Source organism: Bradyrhizobium sp. HKCCYLRH2060 (genome assembly GCF_051168135.1).
GTDB lineage: Bacteria > Pseudomonadota > Alphaproteobacteria > Rhizobiales > Xanthobacteraceae > Bradyrhizobium.
In genome coordinates this window covers 112,085-131,065 of record NZ_JBNPUK010000008.1, presented here as the reverse complement: position 1 = coordinate 131,065, position 18,981 = coordinate 112,085, and the positions used below count along the sequence as shown (strand labels likewise).

The 18,981-nt window shown below is 65.2% G+C and carries 17 protein-coding genes and 3 tRNA genes; 7 read left to right on the top strand and 13 right to left on the bottom strand.

Annotation, left to right across the window (positions count from 1 at the left end; translation table 11 throughout):
- Positions 1–5: 5 nt before the first annotated feature.
- The 3 genes from ACQR10_RS17505 to ACQR10_RS17495 are packed head-to-tail and all read right to left on the bottom strand — an operon-like array spanning position 6 to position 1,570.
- Positions 6–611, bottom strand: a complete 606-nt coding sequence (locus tag ACQR10_RS17505; RefSeq protein WP_315799694.1) for an NADH-quinone oxidoreductase subunit C — start codon at positions 609–611, stop codon at positions 6–8.
- A gap of 12 nt (positions 612–623) precedes the next feature.
- Positions 624–1,208: a NuoB/complex I 20 kDa subunit family protein gene (locus tag ACQR10_RS17500; protein WP_315800415.1), complete on the bottom strand. Its 585-nt coding sequence runs from the start codon at positions 1,206–1,208 to the stop codon at positions 624–626.
- A complete protein-coding gene (locus ACQR10_RS17495) occupies positions 1,205–1,570 on the bottom strand; it encodes an NADH-quinone oxidoreductase subunit A (RefSeq protein ID WP_008964559.1) in 366 nt (121 codons plus the stop codon). The genes ACQR10_RS17500 and ACQR10_RS17495 overlap by 4 nt, the downstream gene beginning before the upstream one ends.
- 590 nt (positions 1,571–2,160) lie before the next feature.
- On the opposite strand from ACQR10_RS17495, the gene ACQR10_RS17490 reads away from it, so the two are divergent.
- Complete coding sequence (locus tag ACQR10_RS17490) at positions 2,161–2,358, top strand: hypothetical protein (protein ID WP_315799693.1); 198 nt, start codon at positions 2,161–2,163, stop codon at positions 2,356–2,358.
- Positions 2,359–2,550: 192 nt separating this feature from the next.
- On the opposite strand, the gene ACQR10_RS17485 is transcribed toward ACQR10_RS17490, so the two are convergent.
- A tRNA-Asp gene (locus ACQR10_RS17485) sits at positions 2,551–2,627 on the bottom strand.
- A 447-nt stretch (positions 2,628–3,074) separates the two neighbouring features.
- Here ACQR10_RS17485 and ACQR10_RS17480 point away from each other — a divergent pair.
- Both ACQR10_RS17480 and pepT read left to right on the top strand, forming a co-directional pair.
- On the top strand, positions 3,075–3,224 hold the full coding sequence (locus tag ACQR10_RS17480) for a hypothetical protein (RefSeq protein WP_316217855.1): 150 nt from the start codon (positions 3,075–3,077) through the stop codon (positions 3,222–3,224).
- Positions 3,225–3,289: 65 nt separating this feature from the next.
- Positions 3,290–4,546: a peptidase T gene (pepT, locus tag ACQR10_RS17475; protein WP_316217854.1), complete on the top strand. Its 1,257-nt coding sequence runs from the start codon at positions 3,290–3,292 to the stop codon at positions 4,544–4,546.
- 18 nt (positions 4,547–4,564) lie between these two features.
- Here the strand turns inward: pepT and ACQR10_RS17470 are convergent, their stop codons facing one another.
- The gene (locus ACQR10_RS17470; protein ID WP_316217853.1) at positions 4,565–5,422 is read right to left on the bottom strand and encodes a class I SAM-dependent methyltransferase; all 858 of its coding nucleotides are present in this window, start codon (positions 5,420–5,422) and stop codon (positions 4,565–4,567) included.
- 218 nt (positions 5,423–5,640) lie between these two features.
- Here ACQR10_RS17470 and ACQR10_RS17465 point away from each other — a divergent pair, with 218 nt between their 5' ends.
- The gene (locus tag ACQR10_RS17465) at positions 5,641–6,468 is read left to right on the top strand and encodes a metallophosphoesterase family protein (RefSeq protein ID WP_316217852.1); all 828 of its coding nucleotides are present in this window, start codon (positions 5,641–5,643) and stop codon (positions 6,466–6,468) included.
- On the opposite strand, the gene ACQR10_RS17460 is transcribed toward ACQR10_RS17465, so the two are convergent.
- Positions 6,407–6,892: a Crp/Fnr family transcriptional regulator gene (locus ACQR10_RS17460; RefSeq protein ID WP_316181443.1), complete on the bottom strand. Its 486-nt coding sequence runs from the start codon at positions 6,890–6,892 to the stop codon at positions 6,407–6,409. The two genes, ACQR10_RS17465 and ACQR10_RS17460, sit on opposite strands and share 62 nt — an antisense overlap.
- 212 nt (positions 6,893–7,104) lie before the next feature.
- Here ACQR10_RS17460 and ACQR10_RS17455 point away from each other — a divergent pair, with 212 nt between their 5' ends.
- Positions 7,105–7,314 (top strand): hypothetical protein, encoded by a 210-nt coding sequence (locus ACQR10_RS17455; protein WP_316217851.1) that lies wholly within the window; start codon positions 7,105–7,107, stop codon positions 7,312–7,314.
- A gap of 37 nt (positions 7,315–7,351) precedes the next feature.
- Here the strand turns inward: ACQR10_RS17455 and ACQR10_RS17450 are convergent.
- The 6 genes from ACQR10_RS17450 to ACQR10_RS17425 all read right to left on the bottom strand — a co-directional run bounded on the left by ACQR10_RS17450 (position 7,352) and on the right by ACQR10_RS17425 (position 14,621).
- Positions 7,352–7,428, bottom strand: a tRNA-Val gene (locus ACQR10_RS17450).
- Between the two features lie 181 nt (positions 7,429–7,609).
- Positions 7,610–10,033: an endopeptidase La gene (lon, locus tag ACQR10_RS17445; protein WP_006611021.1), complete on the bottom strand. Its 2,424-nt coding sequence runs from the start codon at positions 10,031–10,033 to the stop codon at positions 7,610–7,612.
- Positions 10,034–10,360: 327 nt separating this feature from the next.
- Positions 10,361–11,635: an ATP-dependent Clp protease ATP-binding subunit ClpX gene (clpX, locus tag ACQR10_RS17440; RefSeq protein WP_012044595.1), complete on the bottom strand. Its 1,275-nt coding sequence runs from the start codon at positions 11,633–11,635 to the stop codon at positions 10,361–10,363.
- 442 nt (positions 11,636–12,077) lie between these two features.
- Positions 12,078–12,710 carry an ATP-dependent Clp protease proteolytic subunit gene (locus tag ACQR10_RS17435; protein WP_172109612.1) on the bottom strand — a complete coding sequence of 211 codons (633 nt, stop codon included), beginning with the start codon at positions 12,708–12,710 and terminating at the stop codon, positions 12,078–12,080.
- 296 nt (positions 12,711–13,006) lie between these two features.
- Positions 13,007–14,365, bottom strand: a complete 1,359-nt coding sequence (tig, locus tag ACQR10_RS17430; protein ID WP_315799688.1) for a trigger factor — start codon at positions 14,363–14,365, stop codon at positions 13,007–13,009.
- A 171-nt stretch (positions 14,366–14,536) separates the two neighbouring features.
- Positions 14,537–14,621, bottom strand: a tRNA-Leu gene (locus tag ACQR10_RS17425).
- Positions 14,622–14,795: 174 nt separating this feature from the next.
- On the opposite strand from ACQR10_RS17425, the gene ACQR10_RS17420 reads away from it, so the two are divergent.
- Together ACQR10_RS17420 and ACQR10_RS17415 are read left to right on the top strand one after the other, a co-directional pair.
- Positions 14,796–16,100, top strand: a complete 1,305-nt coding sequence (locus ACQR10_RS17420) for a multicopper oxidase domain-containing protein (RefSeq protein ID WP_316217899.1) — start codon at positions 14,796–14,798, stop codon at positions 16,098–16,100.
- Positions 16,101–16,127: 27 nt separating this feature from the next.
- Positions 16,128–17,210 carry an enolase C-terminal domain-like protein gene (locus tag ACQR10_RS17415; RefSeq protein ID WP_315799687.1) on the top strand — a complete coding sequence of 361 codons (1,083 nt, stop codon included), beginning with the start codon at positions 16,128–16,130 and terminating at the stop codon, positions 17,208–17,210.
- A gap of 211 nt (positions 17,211–17,421) precedes the next feature.
- Here the strand turns inward: ACQR10_RS17415 and ACQR10_RS17410 are convergent, their stop codons facing one another.
- Positions 17,422–18,921 (bottom strand): NAD(P)H-hydrate dehydratase, encoded by a 1,500-nt coding sequence (locus ACQR10_RS17410; RefSeq protein ID WP_315799686.1) that lies wholly within the window; start codon positions 18,919–18,921, stop codon positions 17,422–17,424.
- Positions 18,922–18,981: the final 60 nt, after the last annotated feature.

Here is an 18,981-nt window from a genome sequence, read left to right as displayed (position 1 = left end):
CCCACTCACTTATTCGCTTTCTCGTCGCCCGGCAGCGGATAGTCCGCGCCTTCCCAGGGCGACAGGAAATCGAACTTGCGGAATTCCTGGTTGAGCCTGACCGGCTCGTAGATCACCCGCTTCTCCTGGTCGTCGTAGCGCACCTCGACGAACCCCGTCGTCGGGAAGTCCTTGCGCAGCGGATGGCCATCGAAGCCGTAGTCCGTCAGCAGGCGGCGCATGTCGGGGTGGCCGACAAAGATCACGCCGTAGAGGTCGTAGGCCTCGCGCTCGAACCAATCGGCGCCCGGAAAGACATCGATCAGCGACGGCACCTGCGTGGTCTCGTCGGCTTCGGCCTTGAGCCGGATGCGCGCGTTCAGCGTCGGTGACAGGAAGTGGTAGACGACATCGAAACGCTTGGCGCGCTCGGGATAGTCGACCGCCGTGATGTCGGTGATGTTGACGAAGCGGAGAGCCGGATCGTCGCGCAGATGTGTCACGACCTCGACGATCCGGGCGGGCTCCACATTCACCGTGAGCTGATTGAAAGCGACCGTATGGCCGATCGCGGCGCCCGGGAGCGCGCTTACGATCGTCTGCCCAAGGGCGTCGAGCCTGCCGTCGTCCATAACGAAAAACCTTCAGCGTTCGATGGTGCCGGTGCGCCGGATCTTCTTCTGCAGCAGCAGCACACCGTACAGCAGCGCTTCGGCGGTCGGCGGACAGCCGGGCACATAGATGTCAATGGGAACGATGCGGTCGCAGCCGCGGACCACCGAATAGGAATAGTGATAGTAGCCGCCGCCATTGGCGCACGACCCCATCGAGATGACGTAGCGCGGCTCCGGCATCTGGTCGTAGACCTTGCGCAGCGCCGGCGCCATCTTGTTGGTCAGCGTGCCGGCGACGATCATCACGTCGGACTGGCGCGGCGAGGCACGCGGCGCGAAGCCAAAGCGCTCGACATCGTAGCGCGGCATCGAGACCTGCATCATCTCGACGGCGCAGCAGGCCAGGCCGAACGTCATCCACATCAGGGAGCCGGTGCGGGCCCAGGTGATGAGATCGTCAGCGGTGGCAACGAAGAATCCCTTGTCCGACAGCTCGGACCTGACCTCGAGGAAATACGGGTCGTTGGCACCGATCGGCCTGCCGGTCGCGGGATCGAGAATGCCCTTCGGGGCCGGAGCGATCGCCGGCCCGGTCGAGGACGTGGTCGGGCTCAATCCCATTCAAGCGCGCCTTTCTTCCATTCGTAGGCAAACCCGACCGTCAGCACGGCCAGGAACACCAGCATCGACCAGAAGCCGGCCGCGCCGAGCTTGCCGAATGCGACTGCCCAGGGGAACAGGAAGGCGACTTCGAGGTCGAAGATGATGAAAAGGATGGCAACCAGATAGAAGCGGACGTCGAACTTCATACGGGCGTCGTCGAACGCATTGAAGCCGCACTCGTAGGCGGAGAGCTTCTCGGGATCGGGCTGCTGGTAGGCGACCAGGAACGGCGCGATCAGCAGCACCACCCCGATGATGGCTGCGACACCTATGAAAACGACGAGGGGGAGATAGTTCTGAAGGATGCCGGTCATCGGCGCCACTTTCCTCTGCGGTTTCGGTGCAAACCGCAGACTCGTTGCATTGGAATTGGTCGAAGCCTTAGCGCAGCGCACCAAGCCGCGCAAGACGAGCCGTCTCGCTGTCGTCATCCCTCCCCACATTGCGGAAACCGGGACACACCGAGCAACGGCGCCGCGGATGACGCGTGCAGGAGCCGCATTGCAGACCCGCAGCATTACGGTGCCGCACGGTCCACCGCAGGATGCTGAGGCGATCAGCAATCGCGAGGACGCACGGCGTTGTGCGCAGGCTGGGCTGGTCGGAGACGGATGCGGGTCAGCGTTCGATCGGGCGATCCAAACGAGGCGACTGGACCGTCGCCCGATAGGCTTCCGTTACCGCGGGAGATGGTCACGAAGGGCCGCCGGATCAAGATCATCCGCGGCCGCCGTCGATGCCGGCACCGCCGCGCGCAGTCAGCCCCGGCCGCATACTCCCGATTGCCGCCGCGGCGGCTGCAACCGATGAAACCATTTTGAGGAAACGAAGAAACCGGATCGAAACAAAGCAGGGGTACATGTCCAGGCAACAAAGTGGCGCTCTGAGACGCCGGGAGGCTGACATGAACCACTCGCTGCATTCCGCAGACCGATCGACCCATCTGAAGATCGTCGCCGTTGCCCTGATCGCCGGCATCGCCGTGACCGCTTTCGGCATCGCGACCCGCGCCAACGTCGACTACAGCCAGACGGCATCGCACGTCGTGAAGGCCGGCAAGCCGGTGACCATGACGAGTTCCAGCGACTCGATGGTCCGCTGAGGCCACTGTCCGCTGCCATCTGACAGCATTCGCAGGCCACCCGCCGGGTGGCCTTTTTCATGCCCGGTCGGAAAATTGGCGACGGAGCACTTGCAGTCGGCGGAGCATCAGGTCGTAGGCGGGAAGAGATCGCGCGGGAGTGCCGCTTGCGCCAGCGGACGGATCAGATCGAAAGCTAAGCCATTGAAAACATGGCGCGAGAGACGGGGCTCGAACCCGCGACCTCCGGCGTGACAGGCCGGCGCTCTAACCAACTGAGCTACTCCCGCGTGATCGCGAAATCCGCGGAGGAGTGCGACTTAAAGGGGCGATGTTTCGAAGTCAAGGACAATGAACCGAGAGCTGTGCGAAGTCATTGATGAGGGGTCCATGCAGCACGCACGGTCTCCTTGTCTGGGCCCAGCAGCCGACGTCAATCGCTGCACGATGATGGGCCATCCCACGTCTCTCCCTCCGGACCTCGGCACCCCTGCCCCGCGGCCGTGGCGGTCGCTTCGCGAAGACGTCGCAGGCCGGATATGGCAAAATGGGCGCCAAGTCCGACCAGGCATACTTTCGACCGGGCATCTTGAAATTTCCGGCCGCCGTCCCGGTCGAGGCGCACGGGCTGACCAGGAAGCGAGTGAGAGGAGATTCCTCGCGGACGCCGCCCACGAATCGCCCGGCACCTGTGCGAGCAAGCTGAGCTTCGAATCGCCGGAGGCGGTATCCTGCAGATGGAGCTCAATCCTGCCGTCGGCGAAGCGGTGCTGATCAACGCCGGCCGCGAAACGTCGTATTCCGCAGCACGGGAGCTGGCCGGACGTTCTTTGATCAGAGCTGAAACCATTGATAACCTGCCGCTCCTGGTATCTGGCATGCAATAACTGATATATTAGTATACTGATACCTCCGGCAACCTCTCTCTCTTTCTCTCTCTCTCGTGGTGCCCATGTCCGACCCGCTTCGCAGCTATACCCACTCCGTCACCGAGCGCCTGCTCCGCTACGCCGTGATCGACACCCAGTCGGACCCGACGTCGCCGACCTGTCCTTCGACGCTCAAGCAGAAAAATCTTGGCCGGATGCTCGCAGCCGAGCTGCAGGCGATGGGACTTTCGGACGCCCATCTGGACGACAACGGCTACGTCTACGCGACCATCCCCGCCACCACCGACAAGGCCGTGCCGGTGATCTGCTTCTGCTCGCACATGGACACGTCGCCCGACTGTTCCGGGGCCAACGTGAAGCCGCAGATCGTGCGCAACTACCAGGGCGGCGACATCGTGCTGCCGGGGGACGCGAGCCAGATCATCCGTGTGGCTGAGCATCCTGCATTGAAGGACCAGATCGGCAGCGACATCGTCACCACCGACGGCACGACCCTGCTGGGCGCCGACAACAAGGCCGGCATCGCCGAGATCATGGACGCGGCGCAATTCCTGATCAGCAATCCGCAGATCAAGCACGGCACCATCAAGATCCTGTTCACGCCGGACGAGGAGATCGGCCGCGGCGTCGACAGGGTCGACCTGAAGAAGCTGGGCGCCGATTTCGGCTATACGATGGATGGCGAGACCGCCGGCAACATCGAGGACGAGACCTTCTCCGCCGACGGCGCCACCATCCTCATCAACGGCGTCAGCGCCCATCCCGGCTTTGCCAAGGGCAAGATGGAGCATGCGATCAAGATCGCGTCCGCAATCGTCGATCGGCTCCCGAAGGATGGCTGCTCGCCGGAGACGACGGAGGGCAAGGAAGGCTTCCTGCATCCGGTCGGGATCTCCGGCGCGCTCGAACAGGCGCGGCTCGACTTCATCGTGCGCGATTTCAGCGAGCAGGGCCTGCGGCAGAAGGAAGCGCTGCTCGAGGACATCGTCAGGGATGTCCTGAAGGACTATCCGCGCTCGACCTATCGGATGGAGGTCCGGCAGCAATACCGCAACATGAAGGAGGTCATCGACCGGCATCCGGAGATCGTGACCTATGCCGAGGAGGCGATCCGCCGCGCCGGACTGACGCCGGTCCGGACATCGATCCGCGGCGGCACCGACGGTTCGCGGCTGTCGTTCATGGGCCTGCCCTGCCCCAACATCTTCGCCGGCGAGCATGCCTTCCACTCGCGTCTCGAATGGGTCAGCGTCAAGGACATGGAGAAGGCGGCGCAGACCATCGTCCATCTGGCGATGATCTGGGAAGAGCGCTCCTGAGCGCCGTCCGGCGCCGCGTCAGGCGCGCGCCGTCACCAGCCAGATCGAGCCCGACAGCGTGACGCTGCCGCCATCCTGATGCTGTGCGAGCAGCTCGCGTACCGAGAGACGCGCCGCATCGCGCGTCTCCGCCGGGTGCCCTTCCAGCGCGCGGCTGGCGGGGCCGATCTCGAAGGCCGATTGCACCGCCGCGTCGAGACCCTGTCCGCGGGCGATGTCGAGCGACAGCGGATGTGCCTGCAGCGCGACGTCGCTGAAGCCGGCCTCGCCGAGGATCCGCGTCACCCGCGCCTCGGATGCGAACGCGAACGGACCCGGATCCTCCGGCGCCATCTCCGGCAGCTTCGGAACGTGGCGATAGACCGCCTGCAGCGGCGCAATCATCCAGGGATTGGCCTTCGGCTCGCGCCAGCAGGCGAATACGACCCGGCCGCCCGGCTTCAGCGCGCGGCGGATGTTGGCGAACGACGCCACCGGATCGGCAAAGAACATCACCCCGAACCGCGACACCAGCAGATCAAAGCTCGCCGGCGCGAACGGATGCACGGTGGCGTCGGCCAGCACGAATTCGGTGGCAGGTCCTGCCGGCGCCACGGCGCGCGCCCGCGCCAGCATCGGCGCAGAGATGTCGACCCCGAGCACGTGTCCGCCCGGCGCCACCTGCCCGGCGAGCGCGATCGACAGGCCGCCGCAGCCACAGCCGATGTCGAGCACACGATCTCCCGGCTTGGCCGCGATGCGGTCGATCAGTATCCGCGACACCGGCGCGAGCAGGACGTCCTGCGCCTCCTGGCGATCGGACCAGCGCTGGCCGCCCGGGCCGTTCCAATAGGCGATCTGGTCGGCGTTGCGGTCGTCTCCTGAAGGCAATTGCATGACGCGCCTTGTCTGGTTGAGATCATCGTGAGAGCAGGCATCGCGCATGCGCGGGTCTTGCCTGTCAAGGCACGAGCGCGCGATGGCTCGCGCCAACATCATACCGGCGAGTTCAACAGACCAGAGGACGGTCTTGCTGGCGCCGGCGGTTTCGAGATGCAATCGCGCGGGCAGAACATGGTCCCGCTCTTGCTTTCATCCTGCGCGTCAGGAGCCTCATGCGCTGTCTCATCGTTGCCGATCTTCACTACACGTTGCCGCAGTTCGACTGGCTGGTCGCGGCGGCCGAGCATTTCGACATGGTCGTGTTCGCCGGCGATGCGCTCGACCTCGCCTCGATCGTCGACATTCGCGCCCAGATCGTCGTCGTGAAGAAGTATCTCGGCCTGCTCGCCGCCAGGACGCGCGTGATGATCTGCTCCGGCAATCACGACCTGGAGGAGCGTAGCGCGGACGGCGAGAAGATCGCGGCTTGGCTCAGCACGGTCCGCGAGCTCGGCATCGCTTCCGATGGCGACGATCTCGTGGTCGGCGACATCATGTTCTCAGTCTGCCCGTGGTGGGACGGCCCGCTCGTGAAGGCCGCCGTCGCGCGTCAGCTCGAAGCCGCCGCGGCACGCAAGCCCGCGCGCTGGATCTGGGTGCATCATGCGCCGCCGGCCAACTCGCCGGTGAGCTGGGGCGGCAAGCGCTTCTTCGGCGATACCGAGCTCGAAGGCTTCATCGCGCGCCATCGGCCAACGATGGTGATCTCCGGCCACGTCCACCAGTCGCCCTTCATCACGAACGGATCCTGGTTCGATCGCGTCGGTGAGACCTGGGTCTTCAACACCGGACGGCAGCCCGGGCGCCCGCCGACCTACATGGTGCTCGACACCGAAGCCCAGCGCGCCTTCTGGCTGTCGGCGGGGCAGGCCGAATGGATCGACCTCGCCGGACCGCTGGAGCGCCCGGCCCAGCCGGTGACAGCGGCGCCCGACTGGCTCAGAGCCGTGGATCGGATTCCAGATCCGTTCCTGGCGAGACCTGCTGCGGCGGCAGGTTGACCATGCTCTGCAGGACGTCGCCGACCATCGCGAGGTGCGTGCCATGGCCGGCATATTGCCGCTTGAGGTCGGCCAGATAGGTATTGGCGACATTGAGCCGCTGCGCCAGCATGCGCGCGATCGCCAGCGTCGCCTCGGGATTCTCGGTCAGGAAGCGCGGCGCATTGGGGATCTCATAGATCCGGCACTCGGCAAGCGCCCGCACGGTCGCCGTGTGCGGCTGCTCCAGCAGCAGCGACATCTCGCCGAACAGCGCACCCGGCTCGGAGACGACGGCCACCGTGGCCCCGGCCTTGACGACCTCCAGCCGCCCGTCCAGCAGGATGTAGAGATGCCCGGTGCTGTGGCCCTCCTCCAGCAGGTCGGAGCCAGCCGCGATGATGCGTTCGTGTCCGCCTGTGCAGTGACGCAGGAAGTCGGTCATCGTTTCGTCCGCGATGTTTCACCCCGCGCGAAGCTAGCCGAAGAAGAGCTGGTCACCACGCGAAATCGTTCTGACACTTCGTAGTGGCCGCCGAAAAGGATTCTAAACCCTGTCCCACGGCGACGTCCCGCAGCACCTACGCTTCACCACGAGGCTGCGGTATAGCCATCCTGCTACCTCTGACAGAGGTTCAAATGGGGGAATGGGTCGTCATGCAACAATGGGTCGTGGAGCTGATCGTCTCCTGGCTTCCCTTCATCTTCCTGATCGGGGTTTGGTTCTTGCTCAGCCGTCGCGGCGGATTGGGTCCCAGCGCGAAGGTGGTTCAGCTCTACGAGCAGCAGATCGATGAAACCAGACGTACGAACACGCTTCTGGAAAGGATCGCGGTCAGCCTGGAAAAACAGCGCCTGCCGCAATAGCCACCGCAATTCGAGCGTGCCTGCCGGCAGATCCGAGTGGTAGGCGGCGAGAGATTCGAACTCCCGACCCTCTCGGTGTAAACGAGATGCTCTAACCAGCTGAGCTAGCCGCCCTCACGTCGCGCTTCTTTACCCCCTGCCCGATCCGCAATCAACGCCGGAACCACGCAGCGGCAGCGAGAAACCGCCGCAGCGGGAACGGTGGGGCAGACTCCGCACGCTCGAAGTCAGTGGCTCGATCCCGCAAACGAAAACGGCGCCCCTTCGGGCGCCGTTTCCTTGTTCTGTTCGGTCGTCAGTGGGCGGTCAGGCCGCCGGCGGCTTCGTCGCCATCGGCCTTCACGGGCACCTTGGTGTCCTCTTCCCAGACGATCGGCACCGGCTTGCGGACCAGGGCCCGGGCGACGACGTCGTCCAGACGGGCGACCGGGATGATCTCCATGCCGCCCTTGATCGCATCGGAAATCTCCGTGAGATCCTTGGCGTTGTCCTCGGGGATCAGCACCGTCTTGATGCCGCCGCGGGCCGCAGCCAACAGCTTCTCCTTCAGACCGCCGATCGGCAGCACACGACCACGCAGGGTGATCTCGCCGGTCATCGCGACGTCGTGACGGACCGGGATGCCGGTCATCACCGAGATGATGGTCGTCGCCATCGCGACGCCCGCCGACGGTCCGTCCTTCGGGGTTGCTCCCTCCGGCACGTGGACGTGGATGTCACGCCGGTCGAACAGCGGCGGCTCGATGCCGTAGTTGATCGCCCGCGAGCGGACGAACGAGGCCGCCGCCGAGATCGACTCCTTCATGACGTCGCGCAGATTGCCCGTCACCGTCATCTTGCCCTTGCCGGGCATCATGACGCCTTCGATCGTCAGCAGCTCGCCACCGACATCGGTCCAGGCCAAGCCCGTCACGATGCCGACCTGATCGTCGCTCTCGATCTCGCCGAAGCGGTACTTCGGAACACCCAAGAATTCCTCGACGGTCTTCTCGGTGATCTTCACCGACTTCTTCTTGGACATCATGAGCTCCTTCACGGCCTTGCGGGCCAGTGTGGAAATCTCACGCTCCAGGTTACGCACGCCCGCTTCGCGGGTGTAGCGCCGGATCACGAGCAGCAACGCGTCGTCGTCGATCGACCACTCCTTCGAGTCCAGGCCGTGCTTCGAGATCGCGCTGGGGATCAGGTGCTTGCGGGCGATCTCGAGCTTTTCGGTCTCGGTGTAGCCCGCGATGCGGATGATCTCCATGCGGTCCATCAGCGGTCCGGGAATATTCAGCGTATTCGCGGTCGTGATGAACATCACGTTCGACAGGTCGTAGTCGACCTCCAGATAGTGATCGTTGAACGTCGTGTTCTGCTCGGGGTCCAGGACCTCCAGCAGCGCCGACGAGGGATCACCCCGGAAGTCCGAGCCCATCTTGTCGATCTCGTCCAGCAGGAAGAGCGGATTCGAGGTCTTGGCCTTGCGCATCGACTGGATGATCTTGCCGGGCATCGAGCCGATATAGGTCCGGCGATGACCGCGGATCTCCGCCTCGTCGCGCACGCCGCCCAGCGACACGCGAACGAACTCGCGCCCCGTGGCCTTCGCGATCGACTTGCCGAGCGAGGTCTTGCCGACGCCGGGAGGTCCGACCAGGCACAGGATCGGGCCGGTCAGCTTGTTGGCGCGCGACTGCACCGCCAGGTACTCGACGATGCGGTCCTTGACCTTCTCCAGCCCATAGTGATCCGCATCCAGAACCGCCTGAGCGGCCTCCAGATCCTTCTTCACCTTGGACTTCTTGTTCCACGGGATCGACAGCAGCCAATCCAGGTAGTTGCGCACGACGGTCGCTTCCGCGGACATCGGCGACATCTGGCGCAGCTTCTTCAGCTCGTGCTGGGCCTTCTCGCGCGCTTCCTTGGAGAGCTTGGTCTTGTTGATGCGCTCTTCCAGATCGGCGAGCTCGTCGCGGCCGTCCTCGTCGCCCAGCTCCTTCTGAATGGCCTTCATCTGCTCATTCAGGTAGTACTCGCGCTGGGTCTTCTCCATCTGGCGCTTCACACGCGAGCGGATGCGCTTCTCGACCTGCAGCACCGAGATCTCGCTCTCCATCAGGCCAAGCACCTTCTCCAGGCGCGTGGTGACGGACAGCGTCTCCAAGATGCCCTGGCGATCCGCGATCTTGACGGCGAGATGCGAGGCGACGGTGTCGGCCAGCTTGCCGAAATCGGTGATCGACTGAACGACGCCGACGACCTCGGCCGAGATCTTCTTGTTCAGCTTCACATAGCTCTCGAAGTCCGACACGACGGAGCGGCCCAGCGCTTCGGCCTCGACCGACTTGGCGTCGGTGTCCTCGAGCGCAACGGCAGTGGCTTCGTAGTAGTCGGCGCGATCGGTGTACTTCTCGACGCGCGCGCGCTCCAGGCCTTCGACCAGCACCTTCACGGTGCCGTCGGGCAGCTTCAGGAGTTGCAGCACGCTGGCGAGCGTCCCGGTCTCGTAGATCGCATCCGGAGCTGGATCGTCGTCGGACGCGTTCTTCTGCGTCGCCAGCATCACCAGCGCGTCGTTCTTCATCACCTCTTCGAGGGCGCGGATGGATTTCTCGCGGCCGACGAACAGCGGAACGATGTTGTGCGGGAAGACGACGATGTCGCGGAGCGGCAGAACCGGATAGGCGTGGCTCTCGCCGTAAACGATGGTCGGCCGGGGTTTGGGGGTCGTCATGGCCTGTTCCTTTTGTTTAGCCCCCTTGCACGCAGTCCGCCATCGTGCGCAACCGCCACAAGGTGCGATCTGATCCGGACTTCACTGACGCGTCGATATCGCCCGCTTGTTTCGGATCGTTGTTGAGGCGAATCCCGGGATTGAGATTTGTATCGCCACGCGACATTAGGTGGCTATCGACCCGGGGGGTGTCAAGTATCGGTAAACACCCGCCAAAAATGGCTTTACGCGGCGGGACTCTGAAACGCTGCGATGCCGCGGACATGATGTCCGCGGCGATCGCCGATCTAATAAATCGAGGTCTTCTGTCTCTCGTACCAGCGCGCCTCACGCGCTGGCGCTGCTTTCCACCGCGCGATCGGACCGATCGGCGTAGATGTAGAGCGGACGGGCGGTGCCCTCGACCACTTCGCGCGAGATGACGACTTCCTCGACGCCCTCGAGACCCGGCAGGTCGAACATCGTCTCAAGCAGGATGCTCTCGAGGATCGACCGCAGACCACGCGCGCCGGTCTTGCGCTCGATGGCCTTGCGCGCCACCGCGCCCAGCGCCTCGTCGGCGAAGGTGAGCTCGATGTTCTCCATCTCGAACAGCCTCTGATACTGCTTCACCAGCGCGTTCTTGGGCTCGGTCAGGATCTTCTTGAGCGAGTTCTCGTCGAGGTCCTCGAGCGTCGCAACGACCGGCAGACGGCCGACGAACTCGGGGATCAGGCCGTACTTCAGGAGATCCTCAGGCTCGACGTGACGGAATATCTCGCCGGTGCGGCGGTCTTCCGGCGCCAGAACCTGGGCGGCGAAGCCGATCGAGGTCGACCGGCCGCGCGCCGAGATGATCTTCTCGAGACCGGAGAACGCACCACCGCAGATGAACAGGATGTTGGTGGTGTCGACCTGCAGGAACTCCTGCTGCGGATGCTTGCGGCCGCCCTGCGGCGGAACCGACGCAACCGTGCCCTCCATGATCTTCAGCAGCGCCTGCTGGACTCCCTCGCCCGACACGTCGCGGGTGATCGAGGGATTGTCCGACTTGCGACTGATCTTGTCGATCTCGTCGATGTAGACAATGCCACGCTGCGCGCGCTCGACATTGTAGTCGGCCGCCTGCAAGAGCTTCAGGATGATGTTCTCGACGTCCTCACCGACATAGCCGGCCTCGGTCAGGGTCGTCGCATCCGCCATCGTGAACGGCACGTCCAGGATGCGGGCGAGCGTCTGCGCGAGCAGCGTCTTGCCCGATCCGGTCGGACCGATCAGCAGGATGTTCGACTTCGCGAGCTCGACGTCGGAGTGCTTGGTCTGGTGATTCAGCCGCTTGTAGTGGTTGTGGACGGCGACCGAGAGCACCTTCTTCGCGTGGTTCTGGCCGATGACGTAATCGTCCAGGACCTTGCAGATCTCCTTCGGGGTCGGAATCCCGTCGCGCGACTTGACCAGCGAGGACTTGTTCTCCTCGCGGATGATGTCCATGCAGAGTTCGACGCACTCGTCGCAGATGAAGACGGTTGGACCTGCGATCAGTTTGCGGACTTCGTGCTGGCTCTTGCCGCAGAACGAGCAATATAGCGTGTTCTTCGAGTCGCTCGTGCCGACCTTACTCATTCCTGTCTCCGTCCGCGGTTCGCTCTTGTCCGCTCGTTCGTTCCGATCCGGCACGGGCCGGACCAGACTGGTGAAAGAGCAAATTTCGTACCAAAATTAACACCTTGTTCTTCACCTGTCGTGCGCCCACGACCTACGCGAATCCCCCACGATCCATAACTGGACACTCTAGCCAATCATGCTGTCATCCGACTATCAAGAATTCGCTAATCGGAGCACAGACCCTAGACCGTGACATTACCGTGATTTTGGGGCTTGACACGGTAAGAGCACGCGAAATCAGCGGAGCGTTGCGTGTTTGCCACGCCTATTTGCCGGCCGCACGGCAAGGTTGCGACCCTTTTGGGACCCCACCTCAGTACCTTTGCCGGCCCGGGCCGACAAAGGTGATGCTGTGCGCTCCGAGGCGGGTCAAACGAACCCCGCCTCGTTTACGGAGGGCTCACTTGCCCATCGCCGCCGGATCTTCCGGCCGCTTGTCGAGAACCTTGTCGATCAGGCCGAACTCCTGGGCGGCTTCCGCCGTGAGGAATTTGTCGCGCTCCAGGGCGTCCTCGATCGCCTTGTAAGGCTGGCCGGTGTGCTTGACGTAGATCTCGTTGAGCCGCTTCTTCAGGTTCAGGATCTCCTGGGCGTGCAGCATGATATCGGTCGCCTGGCCCTGGAACCCGCCGGACGGCTGATGCACCATGATGCGCGAGTTCGGCAGCGAGAAGCGCATGTCCTTGTGGCCGGCACAGAGCAGCAACGAGCCCATCGAGGCCGCCTGGCCGGTGCACAGCGTCGACACCGCCGGACGGATGAATTGCATCGTGTCGTAGATCGCGAGGCCCGACGTCACCACGCCACCGGGCGAGTTGATGTACATCGCGATTTCCTTCTTCGGGTTCTCGGCCTCGAGGAACAGCAGCTGCGCGACGATCAGGGTCGCCATGCCGTCCTCGACCGGACCGGTCACGAAGATGATGCGCTCCTTCAGGAGGCGCGAGAAGATGTCGTAGGCGCGCTCACCGCGGTTGGTCTGTTCGACCACCATGGGCACAAGGTTCATATAGGTTTCGACGGGATCGCGCATGAATCACCCAAGGGTTGGACCAGCAGTTGAGACGACCGGCCGCCGCAGGTGAGGCTCATTCAACGAGCAGCGACGGACAGGTGTCCCGTGATGCAGAACTTCAAGACCGAGCCCACAGATATGGACCAATTTGCCGGTGACAAGACCGGGCCCCTGGCCAGCCGCGAGCGAGGTCGTTGCTCTGTTCAAGCTGATTCCCGCAGCGGCGGCCAGCACCGGAACCGGGCTGACCGGCGCTTTCGCCGGTCAACCTTAATCTCGCGCTTATGTCGCGAACCCTACGATGGGCGGCCTGCTCAGGCTGCCTTGTCGCTGTCGTCGTCCTTGAACAGCTCGTCCTTGGAGACCTTCTTCTCGGTCACATTGGCGAGCTCGAGGATGAAGTCGACGACCTTGTCCTCGTAGATCGGCGCGCGCAGCTGCGCGAGCGCCTGCGGGTTGCTGCGATAGAAGTCCCAGACCTCCTTCTCGCGGCCCGGCATCGAGCGCGCACGCTCGATCACGGCGCGGCTGACCTCGTCGTCGGTCACGGTGATCTTGTTCTTCTCGCCGATCTCGGAGAGCACGAGGCCGAGGCGCACGCGGCGGTCGGCGATGGTGCGGTACTCCTCCTTCGCCTTGTCCTCGGTGGTGTTCTCGTCGGCGAAGGTCTTGCCGCTGGAATCCATCTCGGCCTTGACCGAGTTCCACATCAGGTTGAACTCCTCGTCGATCAACGACGGCGGCGCATCGAACTTATGGGTCTCGTCGAGACGGTCGAGCAGCGCGCGCTTGACGCGCTGGCGGGTCGCCTGGCTGAACTCGCCGGCGAGACGATCGCGCATCAGCTGCTTCAGCTTGTCGAGCGATTCCAGGCCGAGCGTCTTGGCGAACTCGTCGTCCACCACCTTGTCTTCCGGCGCCTCGATCGCGGTCGCCGTGGTCTCGAACTCCGCGGCCTTACCGGCGAGCTCGTTGTTCAGGTAGTTGGTCGGGAACGTGACCTTGAGCGTACGGGTCTCGCCGACGCCGATGCCGACTAGTTGGTCCTCGAAACCGGGGATGAAGGTGTTGGAGCCGATGACGACGTCGATGCCCTCGCCGGTGCCGCCCTCGAAGGCGACGCCGTCGATCGTGCCCTTGAAGTTGATCTTCACGCGGTCGCCGTTCTCGGCCTTCGCGCCATCGGCCTTGGCGGCGTAGCTACGGTTGGCATCGGCCAGGCGCTTGATCGCCTCGTCGACGTCGGCGTCGGTGATGTCGGCCACCGGCTTTTCGACCGAGAAGGTCTTGAAGTCGGCGAGCGCGATCGCCGGCACGACCTCGACGGCCACGGTGTAGGTCAGGTCGGACTCGCCAGCGAGGATCTTCTCGACCTCGGCTTCCTCGGTCGGCATCGTCACCTTGGGCTCGGTGGCTAGGCGGAAGCCGCGCTCGGTGAAGATCTGCGTGTTGGTGTCGCGGATGGTCTGGTCGATGGTCTCGGCCATGACCGACTTGCCGTAGATCTTCTTCAGATGCGCGACCGGCACCTTGCCGGGGCGGAAGCCGTTGATGCGGACCTTGTCCTTGAGATCGACCAGCTTGGCATCCGCCTTGGCGTCGAGATCCGCCGCCGGAACGCTGATCTGGAACTCGTGCTTCAAGCCTTCCGACAAGGTTTCTGTGACCTGCATGGCGTCAATCTTCTTCCGCTTCGGTCCGGACCCTTGCGATCCGGACACATCTGACTCAATTGTGGACGACGCGCGGCAAAGGGCCTTGCGTCGGTGGGATCGGCGGCCCGCTTCTCTGTGCGAGAGAACGGGTTCGCCGGTAAAACTAGGGGCAAACGCCGGAGAAGCGCTTGGTGCGGGCGGAGGGACTCGAACCCCCACAACTTTCGTCACTGGAACCTAAATCCAGCGCGTCTACCAGTTCCGCCACGCCCGCGTGAACTGCATCGATAGCCCGGCCGCGGTGCCGCGGGCGGCGCGGCTTATACCACGCACGAAACCGTCCGCAGCAAAAAAATGGGCTGTCGAAAGCACCACCGGCAGGCCGATCGACCGTGTCGAACGCACAGATAAGGGAAAACAGCATGATCCGCATCCCCCTCATTGCACGATGTTTTGTCGCATGACGGAATCGTCGGAGGGGCTCAGCCGCCGCGCCCTGCTCGGCGGCCTCGCGGCAGCCGGCGCGGCCTCGTTTGCCCGCCCGGCGCGGGCCGCTCGCCGAATCTCGGTTTCGTTGAACGCTCGCGGCGAATCTCTCGTGCTGGCCCAGGGACGCGCGGCCAGCCCGCTCTGGCGGCTGGCAGCACCGGCCCCGGTGGTCCGGCTTGCCCGCGGCACGGCCCTGGATCTCGACCTTTCGAATGGCCTTACGATCCCCGCCGCGCTGTCCAGCCGCGGCCTCGCTTTGCCCGCCCCGCTGCTGGCGCAGGCGGAGATCGGCCCCGGCGGCCGGGCCACCATTCCAGCCCTGGCGTCGCGGGCCGGGACCGGCCTGCTCGACCTGCGGCTGCTGGCCGACGTCGTGGCGATCCGCCCGCTGCCTGTCATCGTCGATGAGGCCGCGACGGTAACTGTCGACCGCGACGAGGTTTTCCTGATCGAGGACTTCAGGCTCAAGGCCGACGGCACCGCGGTTGCGCCGGGAACCGAGGCGACGGACGCCGAGCTCCTCTACACCGTCAATGGGCAGACCCAGCCTGAGATCGCGCTGCGGACCCATGCGCGGGTCAGGCTGCGGTTCATCAATGGCTGTCAACGCGCTGTGATCGCGATCAAAATCGCCGACCTCGACGCCGTCCGCGTGATGGCCATCGACGGCCAGCCGGCCGAGCCTTTCCTGGCGCGAAACGGCGCGGTGGTGCTGCCGCCCGGCGGCCGGACCGACGTCTTCATCGACATGCCCGCCGCCAAGACGGCGCTGGCCGTGCTGCTGCACGACGGCAGCAATCCGCGTCCCCTCGCCCGGCTGGTGACGGCGAGCGAGCCGCCGCTCCGTGCCGCCCCACTGCCGCCGGCGCAGGCTTTGCCGTCGAACGGTTTGCCGGACAGACTGGACCTCAAGACGGCCGTTCGGGCCGAACTCGCGCTCGACGGCGCCGAGTGGCGACCACCCGCCCAGTTCAGCGCCACCGCCGAACCCGCCTTGCAGGCGAAGGCCGGCCGGGTGGTCGTGCTGGCTCTTACCAACAAGACCGCCGCCTCCCGTGTGGTCCATTTGCACGGCCAGCCGTTCCGGCTGCTCGACCAGCTCGACGACGGCTGGAAGCCCTATTGGCTCGACACGCTGGCACTGGAGGCCGGCCAGACCCAGCGCATTGCATTCCTTGCCGAGCAGTCCGGCCGGTTCCTGGTCGAGAGCATGGCGACCAGCTGGGCAGCGCCGCGCCTGCTGCGATGGTATGAGATCCGGTGAGGAAACGAACCTGAGGGAACAGTCCCCATGACCATCGCTGCCATCACCGGGGTCACGGCGCGCGCCGTGATCACGCCCATGAAGCGCCCCTTGCGCAACGCGTTCGGCATCATCGACTCCGGACCGCTGGTGCTGATCGACGTCGCCACCGATCAGGGGGTTACCGGCCACTCCTACCTGTTCGCTTACACCAGGATCGCGTTGAAACCGCTACTGCATCTGGTCGAGGAGATCGGCCGCGAGCTCAATGGCCAGGCCCTGGTCCCGTTCGACCTGATGAAACTCATGGACGCCAAATTCCGCCTGCTCGGCTGGCAGGGCCTCGTCGGCATGGCCGTCTCGGGCCTCGACATGGCGTTCTGGGACGCGCTCGGTCAGCTCGCCGGCAAGCCCGTCGTCGAGCTGCTCGGCGGCACGGCGCGGCCGATTCCGGCCTATGACAGCTATGGCGTGCTCGATGCAAAGGACGACGAGCGCATCTTACGCGCCGCGCGCGACGAGCACGGCTTCCGCGCCATCAAGACCAAGGGCGGTCATGGCGATCTCGCGACCGACGAAGCGATGATCAAGGGCCTGCGCGCCCTGCTCGGCCCGGACATGGCGCTGATGCTCGACTTCAACCAGTCGCTCGATCCCCCGGAAGCCACGCGCAGAATCACGCGCCTTGCGGACTACGACCTGACCTGGATCGAGGAGCCGGTGCCGCAGGAGAATCTCTCCGGCCATGCCCGGGTGCGCGAGCGGTCGGAGATCCCGATCCAGGCCGGCGAGAACTGGTGGTTTCCGCGCGGCTTTGCCGAGGCAATCGCGGCCGGCGCGTCCGACTTCATCATGCCCGACCTGATGAAGGTCGGCGGCATCACCGGCTGGCTCAACGTCGCGGGTCAGGCCGATGCCGCCTCGATCCCGATGTCGAGCCACATCCTGCCCGAGGCGAGCGCGCATGTCCTGGCGGTGACGCCGACGGCACACTGGCTGGAGGTGCTGGACTTCGCCGGCGCCATTCTCGCCGAGCCGCTGCAGGTGATTGACGGCAAGGTGACGGCGAAGGGCCCGGGCCTCGGGCTCGCGTGGAACGAGAGCGCGGTGGCGAAGTATCAGGTCACGTGAGCCGACCAGCGTTAGCTAGACGGTCCGACGTCACCGCAACCACAACTGTCATTGCCCGGGTTGACCGAGCGATCCCGTACGCCGAGGCGGCCGTGATTGACTCGATGGGCCGCGGCGTACTGGATGCCCGCTGGAGCCTGTCATCGGGCTTGCCAAAGGCGAGACCCGGTGGCGGGCATGACAGTGTCTGCCGGGCGACGGCTCGCCCTGCTCAATACTCGATCCCGAACCGGTCATAGAGCCGCCGGAACACCGCGGGCAGCGTCTCCGTCAGGTCCTCGGCAATCAGCCCCGGCCCCGCCTCGTTGCCCGCCTCGCCATGCATCCAGACGCCGATGCAGGCGGCCTCGAACGCCGGCACACCCTGCGCCAGCATGCCGGCGATGATGCCGGCGAGCACGTCGCCGGCGCCGGCGGTGGCGAGCCAGGGCGGTGCGTTGGCGGCGATTGCGGCGCGGCCGTCGGGCGCGGCCACCGTCGTGTCGGCGCCCTTCAACAGCACCACGGCGCCGCAGCGCACCGCTGCCGCGCGGACGCGCTCCAGCTTGGAGCGGCCGGGATGCTTGTTGCTGAGATCGGAGAACAGCCGGGGGAATTCGCCCTCGTGCGGTGTCAGCACGATCTGCGCCTCGGCCATCGCCCTGAGCTGCTCGAACAGCCGCTCCGGCGCATCGGCGAAGCTCGTCAACGCGTCGGCATCGAGCACGAGGTGACGCTGCGCCGTGAGCGCGGTGTAGACGAGGTCGCGCGTGCGCTCGCTGACGCCGGTGCCGGGCCCGATGATGCAGGTGTTGTAGCGCTTGTCGCCGAGCAATTCGCCGAACGCGATCGCGGTGTCGGCGGCGCGCACCATCACCGCCGTCAGCGCCGCGGCATTGACCGCCAGCGCATCGCGCGGCGAGGCCAGCGTGACGAGGCCGGCGCCGGCCCGCAACGCGGCCCGCGCGGCCATCCGCGCCGCGCCCGTGGCGGTGACGTCGCCGGACATCGCCAGCACGTGCCCGCGGGCGTATTTGTGGCCGTCGATGCGTGGCACCGGAAAATGGCCCTGCCACAGCTCGGGATCGTTCTCGAAGGCCTGCGGCCTGATCTCCGCGAGCACCTGGGGAGCGATGCCGATGTCGGCGAGCCGGACGCGCCCGCAATGCTGGCGGCCCGGCAGCAGCAGATGCGCCGGCTTCTTGCGGAAGAAGGTCACCGTCTCGGTGGCGCGGACTGCGATGCCCATCACCGCGCCCGTGGTGCCGTTGATGCCGCTCGGCAGGTCGACCGCGAGCACCGGCGCGCCATTGCCGTTGATCGCTGCGATGACGTCATGAGGCTCGCCGGTGACGGGCCGGCTGAGGCCGGCGCCGAACAGCGCGTCGATGATCAGCGCCGGCCTGCCGATCGCCTGCGGCGTGAACGGCAGCACCGGAAACTTCCAGCCCTTGGCGGCGGAGGCCGCGTCGCCGTGCAACGCGTCGCGCTCGCACATCAGGATGACCGAGACGTCCCTGCCCTGCGCGGCGAGTTCGGCCGCGGCAACGAAGCCGTCGCCGCCATTGTTGCCCGGCCCGCAGACCACCACGATCGGCCCGGTCTCGACCAGGTCCATGGCCGCCTCGGCCACTGCCTGGCCGGCGCTCAGCATCAGCGAAAAGCCCGGCGTGCCGGCTGCGATCGTCAGCCGGTCGGCGCGCTCCATTTCGCTCGTGGTCAAGATTTCCATCGCCGCTCTCGTCCCCAGCCGCCGTCTAGCGCCGGCTGCGTGATATCGTCCCCATCGCGT

What these genes read in the sequence shown, in the direction of transcription:
- clpX (WP_012044595.1), bottom strand. Translation starts at nt 11,635, where the DNA reads ATGAGTAAGGTCGGCACGAGCGACTCGAAGAACACGCTATATTGCTCG.
- ACQR10_RS17465 (WP_316217852.1), top strand. Translation starts at nt 5,641, where the DNA reads ATGCGCTGTCTCATCGTTGCCGATCTTCACTACACGTTGCCGCAGTTC.
- lon (WP_006611021.1), bottom strand. Translation starts at nt 10,033, where the DNA reads ATGACGACCCCCAAACCCCGGCCGACCATCGTTTACGGCGAGAGCCAC.
- tig (WP_315799688.1), bottom strand. Translation starts at nt 14,365, where the DNA reads ATGCAGGTCACAGAAACCTTGTCGGAAGGCTTGAAGCACGAGTTCCAG.
- ACQR10_RS17455 (WP_316217851.1), top strand. Translation starts at nt 7,105, where the DNA reads ATGCAACAATGGGTCGTGGAGCTGATCGTCTCCTGGCTTCCCTTCATC.
- ACQR10_RS17460 (WP_316181443.1), bottom strand. Translation starts at nt 6,892, where the DNA reads ATGACCGACTTCCTGCGTCACTGCACAGGCGGACACGAACGCATCATC.
- ACQR10_RS17420 (WP_316217899.1), top strand. Translation starts at nt 14,796, where the DNA reads ATGTTTTGTCGCATGACGGAATCGTCGGAGGGGCTCAGCCGCCGCGCC.
- ACQR10_RS17435 (WP_172109612.1), bottom strand. Translation starts at nt 12,710, where the DNA reads ATGCGCGATCCCGTCGAAACCTATATGAACCTTGTGCCCATGGTGGTC.
- ACQR10_RS17480 (WP_316217855.1), top strand. Translation starts at nt 3,075, where the DNA reads ATGGAGCTCAATCCTGCCGTCGGCGAAGCGGTGCTGATCAACGCCGGC.
- ACQR10_RS17470 (WP_316217853.1), bottom strand. Translation starts at nt 5,422, where the DNA reads ATGCAATTGCCTTCAGGAGACGACCGCAACGCCGACCAGATCGCCTAT.
- pepT (WP_316217854.1), top strand. Translation starts at nt 3,290, where the DNA reads ATGTCCGACCCGCTTCGCAGCTATACCCACTCCGTCACCGAGCGCCTG.
- ACQR10_RS17505 (WP_315799694.1), bottom strand. Translation starts at nt 611, where the DNA reads ATGGACGACGGCAGGCTCGACGCCCTTGGGCAGACGATCGTAAGCGCG.
- ACQR10_RS17495 (WP_008964559.1), bottom strand. Translation starts at nt 1,570, where the DNA reads ATGACCGGCATCCTTCAGAACTATCTCCCCCTCGTCGTTTTCATAGGT.
- ACQR10_RS17490 (WP_315799693.1), top strand. Translation starts at nt 2,161, where the DNA reads ATGAACCACTCGCTGCATTCCGCAGACCGATCGACCCATCTGAAGATC.
- ACQR10_RS17415 (WP_315799687.1), top strand. Translation starts at nt 16,128, where the DNA reads ATGACCATCGCTGCCATCACCGGGGTCACGGCGCGCGCCGTGATCACG.
- ACQR10_RS17410 (WP_315799686.1), bottom strand. Translation starts at nt 18,921, where the DNA reads ATGGAAATCTTGACCACGAGCGAAATGGAGCGCGCCGACCGGCTGACG.